The following is a 14,945-nucleotide window of genomic DNA, read 5'->3' as shown; positions in this document are numbered from 1 at the left end:
GCGCTTAGCGCTCACTGTCCGGCGTTTCGTCAGTGAGCGAAACATAGAGGGCGCGGGCCTCCATCGGGGGTCCGCGCCGTTCGCCCAGGGCCTCGACCCGTACGGCGGTCACCCGTCCGTCGAGGGCGAAGGTGATCTCGTCGCCGAGGTGGACGACGCGGCTGGGCTTGTCGAGCCGCGTCTGCCGGCCGGCATGGGTCAGCCGCACCGCCCCGCGCTCGACCAGGGCGGCGGCCAGCGACCGCGTCTTGGCGAACCGAGCACGCCACAGCCAGATATCGATGCGGACCGAGGGATCGCTCAACTCACGAGGCCTGAGACGCCGCCGCATTCTTGCGGCGAGGGCGTTTGCGACGCGCGGGCTGAACCGGGGCGGCTGTCAGTTCGGCCAGTTTGGCGAAGGGCGAATCCTTCACCACGGTGATCGCGCGACCTTCACGATCCGGCATCTGCGCCCGGACTGTCTTCAGCGCCGACAGAAGGGCGCCCGCCTCTGCCGGTCTCAGGCCTAGCGCGGTCAGGGCGGCGTCGGGGATATTGCCCTTGCCCGCCGCCGTCTTCAGATCGGCGAGTTTCTCCAGCATCTCGACCGGCGCCGACCAGCGGCCGGCCGCGCGACGCCCGAAGGCCGACAGGGCGCGGGCCGACGGGGCGGGGAGGGGCAGTATGGCGACGCCGTCGCCCGACGCGCGGAACGGCTCGACCGCCGTGAAGGCCTGCGCCATCATCCGCCCCCGCGGCTTCAAGACGCCGGGCAGCCAGACCGAATGCGCCCCCACCCGGATGGCGAAGGTGCGGATGGTGCGTCGCTCGACCTGGCTGAGGGCGTGCAGGTCGCGCTCCACGTCGCGGCGGTCGATGACGCCTCCGGCCTCGATCAGGCGAAAGGCGATGCCGCGCGGCAGGCCCTTCAGGGCCCCGCTCTCGACCGCCTGTTTCAGCCGCCTCAGGTCCCGTAAGGCCCGCCCGGCCTCTGCCGCCAGCCAGGCCTCGATCCGCCGCTGGGCACGGTCGCGCGCCGCCTCGGGACCCAGTTCGCCGATCAGACGGACGCGGGGGCTGAAGGGTTCGGTGTTGACGATCCTGGCCGCCAGGGCGCCGGACCAGAGCACGTCACCTTCTGGTGTCACCGAAAACGCCTCGTCCGCATCGGCCGCCAGTCGGCCCAGCCGCCGGTTGATCTCTGGCGTCACGGCCTTCAACGCCGCCGCCTTCAGGGTACGGTCTGCCAGGGCCGATCCGCCGCTTTCCAGCGCAAACCGCACACCCTCCAGATGCCCGACCGTTTCGCCGTCCACGCTGACAGCGCCGTCGTCCGCCACCTCGGCCAGGGCGTCTTCACGGTCATGCAGCGACCGCATCAGGGCGGTGGTCTTCCTGTCCACGAACCGCGCGGTCAGCCGTTCGTGCAGCACGTCGGACAGCCGGTCCTCCAGCGCGCGGGTCCGGTCGCGCCAGCCCTTGTGCCCCTCCAGCCAGTCGGGCCGGGCGGCGATATAGCTCAGGGTCCGCACCCCGCTGAGGCGCGCCGACAGCTGGTCGATCTGGCCGTCGTCGCGGTCCAGTTCGGCGAAGCGCGGGGCGAACCAGTCGTCGGTCAGCCGCCCGCGCTTGCCGGTCAGGGCGTGGAATATGTCGCGCGACAACCGGGCATGCTCGTCCAGCGTGGTCTTCTGGAAGTCGGGCAGCTGGCAGCATTCCCACAGCCGCATGATGGTTCCGCGAGAGCGTCCGATCCTCTTGATATCGTCGTCCTGCATGGCCCGGCGCAACAGGGTCTCGTCCAGCGACGGCAGGGTCAGCTTCAGCCCCGCTCGGTTGGGCGTCTGCACCAGGGACCTCAACAGGTCAGGCAGGGTGTCGAAATCCAGCCGGGCGTTGCGCCACTCGGCGTTCTGCACCGGCTCGAACTGATGACTGACGACCTGTTCGACCAGGTCCTCGTCCAGCTCGTCGCATTCGCCGGTGACGCCAAAGGTGCCGTCGCGGATGTGGCGTCCGGCGCGGCCGGCGATCTGGGCGATCTCGTGGGCGTGCAGCCAGCGGGTGCGCCGACCGTCGAACTTCCTCATGCCAGCAAAGGCGACATGGTCCACGTCCATGTTCAGCCCCATGCCGATGGCGTCGGTGGCCACCAGGAAGTCCACCTCGCCCGACTGGAACAGGGCGACCTGGGCGTTGCGCGTGCGGGGACTGAGGCTTCCCATCACCACCGCCGCCCCGCCGCGTTGCCTGCGGATCAGCTCGGCGATGGCGTAGACCTGTTCCGTGCTGAAGGCGACGATGGCGCTGCGGCGGGGCAGGCGGGTCAGCTTCTTGGAGCCCGCATAGGACAGGTGCGACAGGCGTTCGCGGGTGACGATCTCGATGTCGGGGATCAGCCGACGCATCAGGGGCGCCATGGTCCCGGCACCCAAGAACATGGTCTCGAACCGCCCGCGCGCGTGCAGCAGGCGATTGGTGAAGACATGGCCCCGCTCCGGATCGGCGCACAGCTGGATCTCATCCACGGCCAGGAACTCGACCTCACGCTCCAGCGGCATGGCCTCGACGGTGCAGACCCAGTAGTGGGGCCGCGTCGGGATTATCTTCTCCTCGCCGGTGATCAGGGCGACGGCGGCCGCGCCCCGCTGCTTGACGATCCGCTCGTAGATTTCGCGCGCCAGCAGCCGCAACGGCAGGCCGATCATGCCCGAGGCGTGACCCAGCATCCGCTCGACCGCCAGATGGGTCTTGCCGGTGTTGGTCGGCCCCAGCACCGCGACGACGCGGGATGGGGCGAGGCCGGTGGGGCGATCGCTCATGATCCTCATAAGGTGGCGATTCGCCTCGGGTTCCTCAAGCGGGAGCGCAACGGATCGGCGTCGGGTCTCGTTATGTCGCCGAACCGGACGGAGAGACCCCATGCGCTATCGTCTAATCGCCGCGCCCGCCTGCGCCCTTCTGCTGACCGCCGCGACAGCCTCGGCCGCCCAGCAATCCGCCACCGTCGTGCGTCAGGGCGATCCCGAGCTGACCTGCATCCAGATGTCGGAGGAGGCCGCCGAAATCAGCGCCCGCATGGGCGAAGGCGAGGGAGGCGGACTGCTGGGGCGGGTCGGAGCTGTCGCCAAGACGGGCGCGAGTATGCTGGTTCCCGGCGTGGGCCTGGCGATCGCGGGCGCCGACGCCGTGACCGCGCCCGGCCGCGAGCGCCGCGAGGCCGAGGCCCAGGCGGACCGCGATCGCTGGAACTATCTGAACGGTCTCTACGCCGGAAAGAACTGCAATCCCGAACAGACCGCAGAAGCGTCTGAAATGTCCGCCGCAGGTTCCGATATGGCGGCTGCCGGTTCCGCCCCTTCGCCTAGCGCGCCAGTCCTGGCCGCTCCCGCTGCGCCAGAGCCTGCGCCGGCCGTGACCGCACCCGCCATCCATCCTGCAGGACCGCTCTGAGGGTTTCGACCTTACAGGGTTGAGGCCCTGGCAGGATTGGATCGAGCGCGGCTGCCGCACGATCCCGATCCGATTTCAGACTGTTCAGACCCGGTTTCATTCCGGGTGAGGCGAACGCCAGCGTGACTGGGACCAAGGGTTAAGCCGTAACCGTCACTGTGTGGAACAGGGGCGAAACGAATCAGGACCGAATCAGTGACACGGCCATATTCAGGCTTTGTTCCCTACAAGATATTGTATCTTAACCAGGATTAACCACAAGAACCGATCGCGAGGAAGGCGCTGGGCCACAGCGGCTCGCTCTGGTTCGCGACAGAAACCGTTCGCCCAGGGCTCACGCCCGCTTCCCCCTCGGCCTTTGACCCGCTAGGGCATCCTTGCGTGACCCCGTAGCTCAGCCGGATAGAGCAAGGCTTTCCTAAAGCAGAGGTCGGGGGTTCGAGTCCCTCCGGGGTCGCCAATCACGTCACGCGTCGCTGTAACGAATTCGGGGGAACGATGCGTATCGCCATGATCGGCACCGGCTATGTCGGCCTAGTGTCCGGCGCCTGTTTCGCCGACTTCGGCCACAGCGTCTGCTGCGTCGATAAGGACGCCTCCAAGATCGAACGCCTGAACCGGGGCGAGATGCCGATCTATGAGCCCGGCCTGGCCGCCCTGGTCGAGAGCAATGTCAACGCCGGTCGCCTGACCTTCGCTGTGGACGGCGCCCAGGCGATCCGCGACGCCGAGGTGGTCTTCATCGCCGTCGGGACGCCGACGCGCCGCGGCGAGGGCCACGCGGACCTGTCATATGTCTATGCCGCCGCCGAAGAGATCGCGGGCCTGATCGAAGGCTTCACCGTCGTGGTGACCAAGTCCACCGTGCCGGTCGGCACCGGCGACGAGATCGACGCCATCATCAGCAAGGCCCGCCCCGACGCCGAGTTCGCCGTGGTCTCCAACCCCGAGTTTCTGCGCGAAGGCGCCGCGATCGAGGACTTCAAGCGACCAGACCGCGTGGTCATCGGCACGGACGACGAACGCGCCCGCACGGTCATGGCCGAGCTCTATCGCCCCCTGAGCCTGAACGAGTTCCCGGTCGTCTATACGGCGCGTCGCACGTCCGAGCTGATCAAGTATGCGGGCAACGCCTTCCTCGCCATGAAGATCACCTTCATCAACGAGATGGCGGATCTTTGCGAGAAGGTGGGCGCGGACGTGCAGCAGGTCGCCCGCGGCATCGGCCTGGACGGGCGGATCGGCGGCAAGTTCCTGCACGCCGGGCCTGGCTACGGCGGGTCCTGCTTCCCCAAGGACACCATCGCCCTGGTCCGCACGGCTCAGCAGTATGGCGCGCCCGTTCGGCTGATCGAGACGACGGTCGAGGTCAACGACGCCCGCAAGAAGGCCATGGCGCAGCGGATCATCGACGCCATCGGCGGCGCAGGACGGGGCAAGACGGTCGCCCTGCTGGGTCTGACGTTCAAGCCGAACACCGACGATATGCGCGACAGCCCTAGTCTGGAGATCGTGCCCGCCCTGATCGCAGCGGGCGTCACCGTCCAGGCCCATGACCCCGAAGGCATGGACGAGGCCAAAAAGCTCATGCCCGACATCCTCTATCGCGACAGCGCCTATGACGCCGTCGTCGGAGCCGATGCGGTGGTCATCCTGACCGAGTGGGACGAGTACCGGGCGCTGGACATGGACCGGGTCAAGCTGCTGGTCGAGTCGGCGGTGCTGATCGATCTGCGCAACGTCTACAAGGCCGAGGATATGCGCCGCAGGGGCTTTACCTACAGCTCCATAGGGCGGCCTGACGCGCCAGCCTGACGTTCAGGTCTGATCAGGCGCGGGGCCTCAGCGCCACTTCGAGCCTTCGCCGTGCTTGCCGATGCTGGCCCATTCGGGCGGTGCGGCCTTGTGTACGAACTGCTCGGAGACCAGCCAGCCCTTGAAGGGGCGCAGGACCGCCATGCACATGATGGCGATCAGCGGCATGGTGGCGACGAAGTGCACCCAGATCGGCGGGTGGACTGTGAACTCGAACGCCATCAGCAACACCATGCCCAGGATGCCGACGCCCGACATGACGAAGAAGGCGGGGCCGTCCGCCGGATCGGCGAAGCTGTAGTCCAGGTGGCAGACCGGGCATTCGTCCCGGATCGTCAGATAGCCCTTCAGCAGCGGACCCTCGCCGCAGCGCGGGCAGCGGCAGCGGATGCCGGTCGAAAGCGTGGAAAGCGGCGGATAGACGGGGTCTGACATGGATCTGCTCCTTGCCTAGGCCATGTCCGCCTTGCGACCTTGCGATGCAAGGGCTGAGTTTGTCACAGGCTCGAGCAAACCGGCGTCCCTCATCTTCCATTAACCGCGATGTAAGGCGGGTCGCGCAAGGGTGCGCGCGAATGGCCGGCGCGCGCTCAAGAGCTTCGATCGCAAGGACCTCCGTGGCGCTGGGCGCGATGGGGGCTGTCGTGCTTGCGCCCATGACTGCGGCCGTCGCACCGGCCATGGCTCAGGAAGCGTCCAGGGCTGCAGAACCCGTCACCATCCGCATCGGCGCCAACGCGGGCTTCACCCGCGTGGAGTTCGCCGGAACCGTAGGGTCGCGGGCGCGAGTGCGCCGCGATGGCCAGGCGGTCATCGTCCGCATCGGCTCCACCGCCGCCCCCGACGTGACCCGGCTGAAGGTCGACCCGCCTCCGGGCGTCGAGAAGGTCGAGACCCGCGCCATCCAGGGCGGCACCGAACTGGTCCTGACCCTGGCCGAAGGCGCCGATGCGCGGTCGGGCAGCGCTGACGGCGCGGTGTGGCTGAACCTGTATGCGCCCGGCGCTGCGCCCACGCCCGCTCCCGCCAGTGCAGTTCCCGCAGGCGGCGTCGTACCGGTGGCCGTCTCCGCCACGCCTGACCGCCTGACGATGAGCTTCGCCTGGGGCGCGCCGGTCGGGGCTGCGGTGTTCCGGCGCGGCGAGGCGGTCTGGATCGTCTTCGACACCGCCGCGCGGATGGATATGCCGCGCGTTTCCGGCCGCACCACGGCTCTTGGCCCGGCCAGCGACGCCCGTTGGGCCGTGGGGCCGACCTATACCGCCATCCGCATCGCCGCCCCCGAAGGCCTGGCCGTCTCGGCCAGCGGTCAGGGTGCGACCTGGACCGTAACCATAGGCGGACCCGCCGGGTCGGTGACGGGCGTGGATGTCGACCGCAATGACGCCGGTCCGCCCGCCCTGGTGGCGCGGATGGCCGGGGCGACACAGGCCGTCTGGCTGACCGATCCCATGGCAGGCGATCGCTTCGCCGCCGTGACCGCCCTGGCGCCCGGCAAGGGCTTCGGCGGCAAACGCCGCACCATCGACCTGACCCTGTTGCCGACAGCCCAGGGGCTGGCGGTCGAGACGCCCACCGACGACCTCAGCATCAAGGCCGAGGGGGATCTGGTCACCCTGGCGCGGCCGCGAGGCCTTGCCCTGTCCTCGCCCTCCATGACCCTGGAGGCGGCGACCGACGCGCCTCACGCCCCGCGCAAGGCCTCGGCCCCCGCCCTGATCCTGGCCGACTGGTCCGATGCGGGCGAGGCCGGGTTCTCGGCTCGTTACCGCGCCTTGCAGGACGCGGCTGCCCAGGAAGCCATCCAGTCCACCGACGACCCGCGCACTCCGATCGAGGCGCGCATGGCCCTGACCCGGTTCCTGGTCGGGTCTGGCCTGGGGTTCGAGGCCATCGGCGTGCTGAACGCCATGATCGCCAAGACGCCCAGCCTTCAGGGCGAACCCGAGGTCAGGGGCCTGCGCGGCGCGGCGCGGGCCTCGATCAATCGTTTCGAAGAGGCCGAGGCGGACTTTGCCGCCGGTTCGCTGGCGGGTGATCCGGCCACACGCGTCTGGCAGGGATATCTGGCCGTGCAGCGCGGCGACTGGGCCCTGGCGCGGGCGAACTTCGCCGCCGGCGCGCCGGTCATCGATCAATTCCCCAATGCCTGGAAGGCGCGGTTCGGCGCCGCCCACGCCCTAGCGGCGTTGGAGACCGGCGACCTGGCCGCGTCCCGCTCCCTGCTGGCCTACGCCTTCAGCCAGAATGCCCCGGCCGCCGATCAGTTGACGGCCCGCCTGGTGCAGGCCCGGCTGTTCGAACTGGACGGCCAGTCGGATCGGGCGCTGGCGGTTTACAAGGCTGTGGCGCGGGCGCCGCTGGACGCCGTGGCCACCCCGGCCCGGCTGGGCGCCGTGCGGTTGGAACTGTCGAAGGGGGCGATCAAGCCCGAGGCGGCGGCGGCCGAGCTGGAACAGCTGAAGTGGCGCTGGCGCGGTGATGCGACCGAACTGGCCGTCATACGCACCCTGGGCGAGATCTACCTGTCGCAGGGTCGCTATCGCGAGGCGCTGGACGCCCTGCGTGGCGCCGGCAAGCGGATGGGCTCTCTGCCCGGCGCGGCCGAACTGCAGACGGACCTGACCAACACCTTCAAGGCCCTGTTCCTCGATGGGGCGGCGGACGGGCTGCAACCTGTCCAGGCCCTGGCTCTATTCTATGACTTCCGCGAGCTGACCCCGGTGGGCGCCGACGGCGACGAGATGGTGCGACGCCTTGCCCGGCGTCTGATCGACGTCGATCTGCTGGATCAGGCGGCCGAACTGCTGAAGCATCAGGTCGACGAGCGGCTGGAGGGCGTGGCCAAGGCCCAGGTCGCCACCAACCTGGCCACCGTCTATCTGATGGATCGCCAGCCCGAGAAGGCGTTGCAGGCTATCTGGGGCTCGCGCACGACGCTTCTGCCCACGGCCTTGAACACCGAGCGACGCAGCCTTGAGGCGCGTGCCCTGATGGACTTGGGCCGCTATGACCATGCGCTGGAGGTGCTGGGCGCCGACAATGGCCCGGCAGCGCGCGATGTCCGCGCCGAGGTGTTCTGGAAACAGCAGAACTGGGCCGGGGCTGCACGGTTGTACGACCAGCGTCTGGGCGATCGCTACAAGAACACCGCCGCGCCCCTGACCGCCGAAGAGGAAAGCCGGCTGATCCGCGCCGGCGTCGGCTATTCGCTGGCCAAGGATGCCGGGGCCCTGGCTCGGCTATCCCGCGACTATCAGCCCTTCATCGCCCAGGCCCGTTCGGCGGCGGCGATCCGCATCGCACTGGAAGGCGTCGATGAAACGCGCGGTTCGGCTGGTTTTGCCGGCATCGCGGCCGGCGCCGACACCTTCGCCGGCTGGGTCAACCAGGCCAAGGCGGACTTCAGAAAGGAAACGGGCGGAAACAGCGCTGCTGCTCCCGCCCGTCCTCAACCTCAGGCCGCCGCGAGACCCGCGGGCGGCTGACGTCGCGTCTTACTTGTTGACGGCGTCCTTGAGGGGCTTGGACACGCGGAAGCGCACGGCCTTGGAAGCGGCGATGTTGATCGTCGCGCCCGTGGCGGGGTTGCGGCCTTCACGAGCGGCGCGAGCGGCGGTGTCGAAAACACCCAGGTTCGAGATGCGGACGTCGCCGCCATCCGTCAGCGACGAATGGATGTTCTTGACGATGGCTTCCAGAACGCGGCCGGCGTCGGCCTGCGAAACGCCGGCGTCCTTGGCGACAGCGGCGATCAGTTCAGCTTGAGTGGTCATGTTGGGTCGTTTCCAAAAAAACCGCCCGATTCAGGGCGATGACCCGGGGATCAACACGCTTTTCACGCGACTTGGCAAGCGCCTATGGCGCTTAAACGCTGTCAGGCTGGGGATTCAGCCCCCGCCGGACGCCCTCTGGAAGCTCTCGACCAGGCTTCCGGCGACCAGTCTCCACCCATCCACGAGCACGAAAAAGATCAGCTTGAAGGGCAGGGAAACCACCACTGGCGGCAGCATCATCATACCCATGGACATCAGCACGCTGGCGACCACCAAATCGATCACAAGGAACGGAACGAAAAGGAGAAATCCAATTTCGAAGGCGGTCTTCAACTCGCTGATCATGAAGGCCGGAGTGACCACCCGCAGGGGCAGGTCGATGGCCTGTTCGGGGACCTCAACCTGGCTCAGCCGGGTGAACAGGGCCAGGTCGCTCTGGTCCACCTGAGCCAGCATGAAAGTCTTCACAGGTTCCGACGCCAGATCGAAGGCCTGAGGCAGTTCGATCTGCTGATCCATCAGGGGGCGGATGCCCGAATCATAGGCGTCCTGCCATGTCGGAGCCATGACGATGGCGCTCAGGAACAGGGCTAGGGAGACCAGAACCGCGTTCGGCGGCGACTGCTGCATCCCCAGGGCGGTCCGCAGCAGCGACAGCACGACGATGATCCGCACGAAGCTGGTGGTCATGATGACGATCGACGGCGCCAGGGAAAGCACGGTCATGAGCCCGACCAGTTGCACCACCCGGGCGGTCAGCCCGGCGCCGGTGCCCAGATCGACATTGATGGCCGCGCCTGCGCCGCCCGCAGCCGCCGCATCCTGGGCGAAGGCGGCCAGGGGCCATATCAGGCAGACGAGGGTGGTCAGCAACGACAGCTTGGCTGCCTGCTTCAACTCAGCCTTGGTGGGCAGGCCGAAGAGTTTGGGCCGGGGTGTCACTTCGCTTCCCCGCGCGGTTCGATCAGTTCGCGGCCCTCGCCCAGCAGGATCAGGCGTTCCTCGCTGTCGACACGGACCAGGACCAGGCGGCGGGCCGGATCCAGGACCAGGGTCTCGACCACCTGCATCCGGCGCTCGCCCCGTTCGGCCGAAAGTCTGGCCATCACCTGGGGCGCATAGCGACGCGCGGCCCAGGCGGCCAGGCCGATCAGGCCCAGAACGAAAGCCAGGCCGAAGATGGCGCGAGCGAGGTCGAGGAGGTTCATCGCGGAGGTCCCGCCGGCGCGAACGTTCAGGCCGCCGGTCGTGCGCCAGAGTCGGGCGTCATGGTTAACGCCGCGTTGAGAAATCGGACGGCTAACGCCCCATTAACCATAGGGGCGGCATTTTCTGCCGATCGGCGCGCGTCGCCCTTGGGATTCGAGACGTGGCCAGCTTCACCGACCTGCCGCTGTTGGGCCAGATCAAGGGCCGTCTGTCCTGGCTGGACGAGCGTCAGCGCGTGGTCGCCCAGAACGTCGCCAACGCCGATACGCCCGGATACGCCGCGCGCGACCTGAAGGCCCCAACGGACTTCGCCGAGGCCATGCGCTCGGGCGGCGCCCTGCAGATGACGCGGACCAACACTGCACACATCGCCCCGGCCGGGCCGGTGGCGCGGTTCACCTCGTCGTCCGCGCCGGATTCCGAGACCACGCTGGATGGCAACTCGGTGGTCGTCGAAGAGCAGATGCTGAAGATGGCCGAGAGCCGCATGGCCTATGACGCGGCCATCGGCCTCTACCAGAAGTCCATGTCCATGCTGCGTATGGCCGCTAGGGCGCCAGGCAAGTGATGGGCTCCGGGCAAGTGATGCGCTGCAAGGCTGAAACATGACCGATCCGATCCCTCCCAGAAACTCGGCCATGGCCGTCGCCGCCTCGGCGCTGAAGGCCCAGCAGTCGCGTATGCGCGTGATCGCCGAGAACATCGCCAACGCCCAGTCCACCGCCGACACGCCGGGCGGACGCCCCTATCAGCGCCAGATCCCGGTCTTTCAGGCGCGCGAAGTCGATGGCGCGACGGGGGTGACCCTGGCCGAGGTTCGGCGCGATCAGAGCGATTTCCGCCGCGACTATGACCCGTCCCACCCCGCCGCCGACGCCCAGGGCTATGTCCTGCGGCCCAACGTCGACACGCTGGTCGAGGCGATGGATATGCGCGAGGCCCAGCGGGCCTATGAGGCGAACCTGAACGTCATCGAGACGGCGCGGTCGATGGAGACCCGCACCCTCGACATCCTGAAGCGATAGGAGCCTAGGCGATGAACCCCTTGATGGCGGCTCGCGCCTATGCGGCGGTGCAGGGCGGCGCGGCGACGGGCGAGACCACGCCTGCGGCCGGCCCCGGCTTTGGCGAAATGCTGAAGAACGTCATGGGCGACATGACCCAGACCTCCAAGGCGGCCGAGACGCAGATGACCTCAGCGGTCCAGGGTCAGGCCAATATGATCGACGTGGTCACCGCCGTGTCGAGCGCCGAGGCCTCGCTGGAAACCGTCATGGCGGTGCGCGACCAGGTCATCGCCGCCTATCAGGAAATCATGCGGATGCCGATCTGACGCAGCCTGACCTTCGTCAGATATAGCCAGCCTGCATCAGTTCGGCGATGTGGACGATGGCGACGGGAAGTTCGTTCTCGACCACGATTACCGTGCCGATCTTGTTGGCGGCCAGAAGATCGACAACGTCGCTCATCCGCTGTTCCGGTGTGACCGTGATCGGGGTGCGGCTCATGATGTCCTCGGCCTTGATGGCCGCGATGTCCTGGGCGAAGGCGCGGCGGACATCGCCGTCGGTGATCAGGCCGGCCAGGGCGCCGCTGGGCGCCAGCACCGCCACCGCCCCCTTGCGACCCGCGGTGATCTTGGACACGACCTCAGAGAAGGGGGCGTCCAGCGGCACGCTGACCGGCGGGGCATGATTGTCGCCCATCCATTCGCGCACGCTCTGCAGGCTCATGCCCAGCGACCCGCCGGGGTGATGCAGCCCGAAATCCTGGGCCGTGAAGGCGCGGCGATCCATCAGCACCATGGCCAGGGCGTCGCCCAGGGCCAGGGTCATCAGGGTCGAGGTTGTGGGCGCCAGGCCATTGGGGCAGGCCTCGGCGACGCTGGGCATGATCAGGGCGACCTCCGACATGCGCCCCAGCAGACTGGAGCCGCGCTGGGTCATGCCGATGACCGGAATATTGTTGCGCTGGCAGAAGGTCAGGGGGTCGCGCAGTTCGCGGCTTTCGCCCGAGGCCGAGATGGCCAGAAGCGTGCAGTCGCCGCGCAGCATTCCCAGATCGCCGTGGCTCATCTCGGCTGGGTGGACAAAGAAGGCGTTGGTGCCGGTGGAAGCCAGGGTCGCGGCGATCTTGCCGCCGATATGGCCCGACTTGCCCATCCCGGTGACGACCACATAGCCCGGCCGCGACAGGATCACATCGCAAGCCCGGGCGATGGAGTTGTCGATGGTCCGCTCCAGCGCCTGAAGCGCCTCGATATTTAGCTGGATCACTTCGCGGGCGCGGTCGGTGGCGGCTGCCGCGCTCTCGGGCGAGAAGGAGGGATCAGTGGTCATGAGGGCCTCGACAGCAAAGCATCGTCTTCGACTGTGAATGCGTCTGCCTCATCCGCCGGGGGGTAGCAAGCGGGGCAAGGCCCCGCCGGCCGATCCCTCAGGTATCGTCAGCCTTCCAGCGACACCACGGCCCCGGTCGCGGTGGCACGGCGGCCCGAGCGACCCTTCAGACCGCGCTTGATCCGCTTCTGGATCGGCTGGTCGATCACGGTGTGGAAGGCGAATGCGAAGGCGAAGGCCGCCGCGACGCCTCCGAACCATAGAAGCCACTGGATGGGTTCCGACAGGCCGAAACGGGCGATGGCGACATTGGCGAAGCCGAACCAGGCGATGCGGACCACCTCGTTGCTGATGAACATCGAAAACGACAGCACCGATAGCTTCTCGACCAGCTTGGACGGCCGCACGACCGGGATGGCGCCCGCCGCCAGGATGATCAGCGAGATACAGGTCAGCGAGACCAGGGCGTGCTTGTCGAAATACTGGACGAAGGCCAGGAACAGGGCGGCGGCGACACCGACCCAGCCGGCCAGCTTGGGCGAGACCCAGACCTTCTCGGTAAAGGCGGCCAGGCCCATGCCCAGAACGAACAGGGGCAGGGCGCGCAGGAAGCCGTAGCCCATCGGCATCTGATAGACCGGATAGCCCAGCAGGGCGTGGGTCAGCTGGTTGGCCATCAGATACAGGCCGATGACGCCGACCAGAGCCGTCCACGGACCCAGCCGCTTCAGGCCGCGCAGGATCCAGGGGAAGGCCAGGTAGCAGCCGATCAGGGCCGAGATCGACCAGCTGGGCGCGTTCCAGCCCAGGCCGCCGGGGACGCCGAACGCCTGGGTCAGGGTCAGTTGGGCGGGCAGCTGGTCCCAGCGGAACCACTCGGGATTGCGCGGTGCAAAGCCGGCGACCGCACCGACGACAACCAGGCTGACCAGGCCAAGGCCCATGATCAGGTGGGCCGGATAGACGCGCAGGAAGCGTTTGATGAAGAAGTCGCCGGGCGACATGGCACCCCGGCCGACCGCGCCGCCATAGACCCGCATCAGGACGTATCCTGAATCGATCAGGAAGAAATTGGTCAGCAGGAAGCCGCCGCGCTCGAACACCGGATTGATCAGTTCGGCCAGCGGCGTCGGCGCTGCAGCCTGGAAGTGATGCAGGATGATCAGGCTGGCCACGATGAAACGCAGCGCATCCAGCCAACCGCCCCGGGCGATGGGGGGTGTCTCATTTCGGGTCGAAATCGCGGTCCAGGCCATGGGGAAAGGCTCCTTCGAGCCTGTCTCCGCAAGGGTCGGGCCTAGCGACCCGCGTTAGGCGACCGCCATGGGGCTCAGCGCGTCAGGCGCAGGAATTCCTCGCGAGTGCGCGGGTCGTCACGAACCACACCCAGCAGGCTGGAGGTCGTCAGCTTGGCGCCGGGCACATTGACGCCGCGCAGGGTCATGCAGGAGTGCTCGGCCTCGATGACCACCCCGACGCCGGCGGGACGCAGGACTTCGTCGATGGCCGTGGCGATCTCGGCGGTCATCTTTTCCTGAATCTGCAGCCGCTTGGCATAGCCGCGCACGACCCGGGCCAGCTTGGAAATGCCGACGACCCGGTCGGTCGGCAGATAGCCGACATGGGCTACGCCAACGACCGGCAGCATATGGTGTTCGCAGAAGCTGACGAAGCGGATGTCCTTCAGCACGACCAGTTGATTATAGCCGCCGACCTCCTCGAAGGTGCGCTCCAGATAGGCGCGGGGCTCGGTCTCGTAGCCCTCGAACAGCTCCTTGTAGCTGCGGGCGACACGGGCCGGGGTGTCCAGAAGACCTTCGCGGTCGGGATCGTCGCCGGCCCATTGGATCAGGGTGCGAACGGCGGCTTCGGCTTCGGCGGCGGAAACGGTCTGGTCGGTCATGCACAGCCTATAGCCGCCCGGCCGGACTTGGGGGAGGGGGTTCGTGAGCTTGGCGCCCGTCTGATGAACTGCGGCGTCGAGACCGGGAGACGTGCGTGCGCAGGCGTGGTAGCGGCGAAGTGTGAAGACCGTGCGCGACCTGCTTCGTCGAATGGGCTTCGTCGGCGCCCTGCTGCTGACGTTGGTCTTCGCCGCGCCTGCTTTCGAAAGCCACGCCTGCGCCGAGGAGGCTGCGGCGGTCACCGCCCAGGTCTTCGTCGATGCAGCGCCCGTCGATGATGTTCAGTGCCCCGATTGCGGCCCGGCCTGCGCCAACGGCTGCTGTCACGCTTCCCACGCCGCCGTCCCGGCCGAGCCTCACCCGCATCAGCGGGCGGTCCGCTTCAGCCATCCCGTGGCCTGGAGCGATACAGGCGGTGCGCCGCTGAGCCGACCTGCGGGTCCGGAACGCCCACCCCGAATCTGATC

At 67.9% G+C, this 14,945-nt stretch carries 16 protein-coding genes and 1 tRNA gene; 8 read left to right on the top strand and 9 right to left on the bottom strand.

What is annotated here, in order from left to right:
• Positions 1-4 precede the first annotated feature (4 nt).
• Positions 5-304 carry an RNA-binding S4 domain-containing protein gene (locus tag ACO05L_RS13505; RefSeq protein WP_421729683.1) on the bottom strand — a complete coding sequence of 100 codons (300 nt, stop codon included), beginning with the start codon at positions 302-304 and terminating at the stop codon, positions 5-7.
• A gap of 1 nt (position 305) precedes the next feature.
• Positions 306-2,804 carry a helicase-related protein gene (locus tag ACO05L_RS13500; RefSeq protein WP_421729682.1) on the bottom strand — a complete coding sequence of 833 codons (2,499 nt, stop codon included), beginning with the start codon at positions 2,802-2,804 and terminating at the stop codon, positions 306-308.
• Between the two features lie 100 nt (positions 2,805-2,904).
• Here ACO05L_RS13500 and ACO05L_RS13495 point away from each other — a divergent pair, with 100 nt between their 5' ends.
• The 3 genes from ACO05L_RS13495 to ACO05L_RS13485 all read left to right on the top strand — a co-directional run bounded on the left by ACO05L_RS13495 (position 2,905) and on the right by ACO05L_RS13485 (position 5,250).
• Positions 2,905-3,435: a hypothetical protein gene (locus ACO05L_RS13495; protein ID WP_421729681.1), complete on the top strand. Its 531-nt coding sequence runs from the start codon at positions 2,905-2,907 to the stop codon at positions 3,433-3,435.
• Between the two features lie 383 nt (positions 3,436-3,818).
• Positions 3,819-3,895, top strand: a tRNA-Arg gene (locus tag ACO05L_RS13490).
• Positions 3,896-3,933: 38 nt separating this feature from the next.
• Entirely contained in the window at positions 3,934-5,250 is a 1,317-nt protein-coding gene (locus ACO05L_RS13485; RefSeq protein WP_421729680.1) for a UDP-glucose dehydrogenase family protein, read from the top strand.
• Positions 5,251-5,277: 27 nt separating this feature from the next.
• Here the strand turns inward: ACO05L_RS13485 and ACO05L_RS13480 are convergent, their stop codons facing one another.
• Positions 5,278-5,685, bottom strand: coding sequence for a DUF983 domain-containing protein (locus tag ACO05L_RS13480; RefSeq protein ID WP_421729679.1), 408 nt, complete (start codon positions 5,683-5,685; stop codon positions 5,278-5,280).
• Between the two features lie 221 nt (positions 5,686-5,906).
• On the opposite strand from ACO05L_RS13480, the gene ACO05L_RS13475 reads away from it, so the two are divergent.
• On the top strand, positions 5,907-8,738 hold the full coding sequence (locus ACO05L_RS13475) for a tetratricopeptide repeat protein (protein ID WP_421729678.1): 2,832 nt from the start codon (positions 5,907-5,909) through the stop codon (positions 8,736-8,738).
• 9 nt (positions 8,739-8,747) lie between these two features.
• On the opposite strand, the gene ACO05L_RS13470 is transcribed toward ACO05L_RS13475, so the two are convergent.
• The 3 genes from ACO05L_RS13470 to ACO05L_RS13460 all read right to left on the bottom strand — a co-directional run bounded on the left by ACO05L_RS13470 (position 8,748) and on the right by ACO05L_RS13460 (position 10,234).
• The gene (locus tag ACO05L_RS13470; RefSeq protein ID WP_421729677.1) at positions 8,748-9,026 is read right to left on the bottom strand and encodes an HU family DNA-binding protein; all 279 of its coding nucleotides are present in this window, start codon (positions 9,024-9,026) and stop codon (positions 8,748-8,750) included.
• Positions 9,027-9,140: 114 nt separating this feature from the next.
• Positions 9,141-9,968, bottom strand: coding sequence for a flagellar type III secretion system pore protein FliP (fliP, locus tag ACO05L_RS13465; protein WP_421729676.1), 828 nt, complete (start codon positions 9,966-9,968; stop codon positions 9,141-9,143).
• Positions 9,965-10,234 carry a FliO/MopB family protein gene (locus ACO05L_RS13460; protein ID WP_421729675.1) on the bottom strand — a complete coding sequence of 90 codons (270 nt, stop codon included), beginning with the start codon at positions 10,232-10,234 and terminating at the stop codon, positions 9,965-9,967. The genes fliP and ACO05L_RS13460 overlap by 4 nt, the downstream gene beginning before the upstream one ends.
• A 161-nt stretch (positions 10,235-10,395) precedes the next feature.
• Here ACO05L_RS13460 and flgB point away from each other — a divergent pair, with 161 nt between their 5' ends.
• The 3 genes from flgB (at position 10,396) to fliE (ending at position 11,568) form a co-directional block, all read left to right on the top strand.
• Positions 10,396-10,803, top strand: coding sequence for a flagellar basal body rod protein FlgB (gene flgB / locus ACO05L_RS13455; RefSeq protein WP_421729674.1), 408 nt, complete (start codon positions 10,396-10,398; stop codon positions 10,801-10,803).
• 70 nt (positions 10,804-10,873) lie between these two features.
• On the top strand, positions 10,874-11,260 hold the full coding sequence (gene flgC / locus ACO05L_RS13450; RefSeq protein WP_421731695.1) for a flagellar basal body rod protein FlgC: 387 nt from the start codon (positions 10,874-10,876) through the stop codon (positions 11,258-11,260).
• An 11-nt stretch (positions 11,261-11,271) separates the two neighbouring features.
• Positions 11,272-11,568: a flagellar hook-basal body complex protein FliE gene (gene fliE, locus ACO05L_RS13445; protein WP_421729673.1), complete on the top strand. Its 297-nt coding sequence runs from the start codon at positions 11,272-11,274 to the stop codon at positions 11,566-11,568.
• A 16-nt stretch (positions 11,569-11,584) separates the two neighbouring features.
• Here the strand turns inward: fliE and ACO05L_RS13440 are convergent, their stop codons facing one another.
• The 3 genes from ACO05L_RS13440 to folE form a co-directional block, all read right to left on the bottom strand.
• On the bottom strand, positions 11,585-12,574 hold the full coding sequence (locus tag ACO05L_RS13440) for a KpsF/GutQ family sugar-phosphate isomerase (protein WP_421729672.1): 990 nt from the start codon (positions 12,572-12,574) through the stop codon (positions 11,585-11,587).
• A gap of 107 nt (positions 12,575-12,681) precedes the next feature.
• Positions 12,682-13,830, bottom strand: coding sequence for an acyltransferase family protein (locus ACO05L_RS13435; RefSeq protein ID WP_421729671.1), 1,149 nt, complete (start codon positions 13,828-13,830; stop codon positions 12,682-12,684).
• A 74-nt stretch (positions 13,831-13,904) separates the two neighbouring features.
• Positions 13,905-14,477, bottom strand: coding sequence for a GTP cyclohydrolase I FolE (gene folE, locus ACO05L_RS13430; protein WP_421729670.1), 573 nt, complete (start codon positions 14,475-14,477; stop codon positions 13,905-13,907).
• 130 nt (positions 14,478-14,607) lie between these two features.
• On the opposite strand from folE, the gene ACO05L_RS13425 reads away from it, so the two are divergent.
• Positions 14,608-14,943: a hypothetical protein gene (locus tag ACO05L_RS13425; RefSeq protein WP_421729669.1), complete on the top strand. Its 336-nt coding sequence runs from the start codon at positions 14,608-14,610 to the stop codon at positions 14,941-14,943.
• Positions 14,944-14,945 lie beyond the last annotated feature (2 nt).

Origin of the sequence: Brevundimonas sp., from assembly GCF_965227765.1 — a bacterium.
GTDB lineage: Bacteria > Pseudomonadota > Alphaproteobacteria > Caulobacterales > Caulobacteraceae > Brevundimonas.
Note: the sequence above shows the minus strand (reverse complement) of the source record. Positions and strands in the feature narration are given on the sequence as shown.

Bases quoted from the DNA above. Each gene is read 5' to 3' on its own strand.
- ACO05L_RS13495 (WP_421729681.1), top strand. From the start codon at position 2,905: ATGCGCTATCGTCTAATCGCCGCGCCCGCCTGCGCCCTTCTGCTGACC.
- flgC (WP_421731695.1), top strand. From the start codon at position 10,874: ATGGCCGTCGCCGCCTCGGCGCTGAAGGCCCAGCAGTCGCGTATGCGC.
- folE (WP_421729670.1), bottom strand. From the start codon at position 14,477: ATGACCGACCAGACCGTTTCCGCCGCCGAAGCCGAAGCCGCCGTTCGC.
- ACO05L_RS13460 (WP_421729675.1), bottom strand. From the start codon at position 10,234: ATGAACCTCCTCGACCTCGCTCGCGCCATCTTCGGCCTGGCTTTCGTT.
- fliE (WP_421729673.1), top strand. From the start codon at position 11,272: ATGAACCCCTTGATGGCGGCTCGCGCCTATGCGGCGGTGCAGGGCGGC.
- ACO05L_RS13470 (WP_421729677.1), bottom strand. From the start codon at position 9,026: ATGACCACTCAAGCTGAACTGATCGCCGCTGTCGCCAAGGACGCCGGC.
- ACO05L_RS13435 (WP_421729671.1), bottom strand. From the start codon at position 13,830: ATGGCCTGGACCGCGATTTCGACCCGAAATGAGACACCCCCCATCGCC.
- ACO05L_RS13440 (WP_421729672.1), bottom strand. From the start codon at position 12,574: ATGACCACTGATCCCTCCTTCTCGCCCGAGAGCGCGGCAGCCGCCACC.
- ACO05L_RS13475 (WP_421729678.1), top strand. From the start codon at position 5,907: ATGACTGCGGCCGTCGCACCGGCCATGGCTCAGGAAGCGTCCAGGGCT.
- ACO05L_RS13485 (WP_421729680.1), top strand. From the start codon at position 3,934: ATGCGTATCGCCATGATCGGCACCGGCTATGTCGGCCTAGTGTCCGGC.
- ACO05L_RS13480 (WP_421729679.1), bottom strand. From the start codon at position 5,685: ATGTCAGACCCCGTCTATCCGCCGCTTTCCACGCTTTCGACCGGCATC.
- ACO05L_RS13500 (WP_421729682.1), bottom strand. From the start codon at position 2,804: ATGAGCGATCGCCCCACCGGCCTCGCCCCATCCCGCGTCGTCGCGGTG.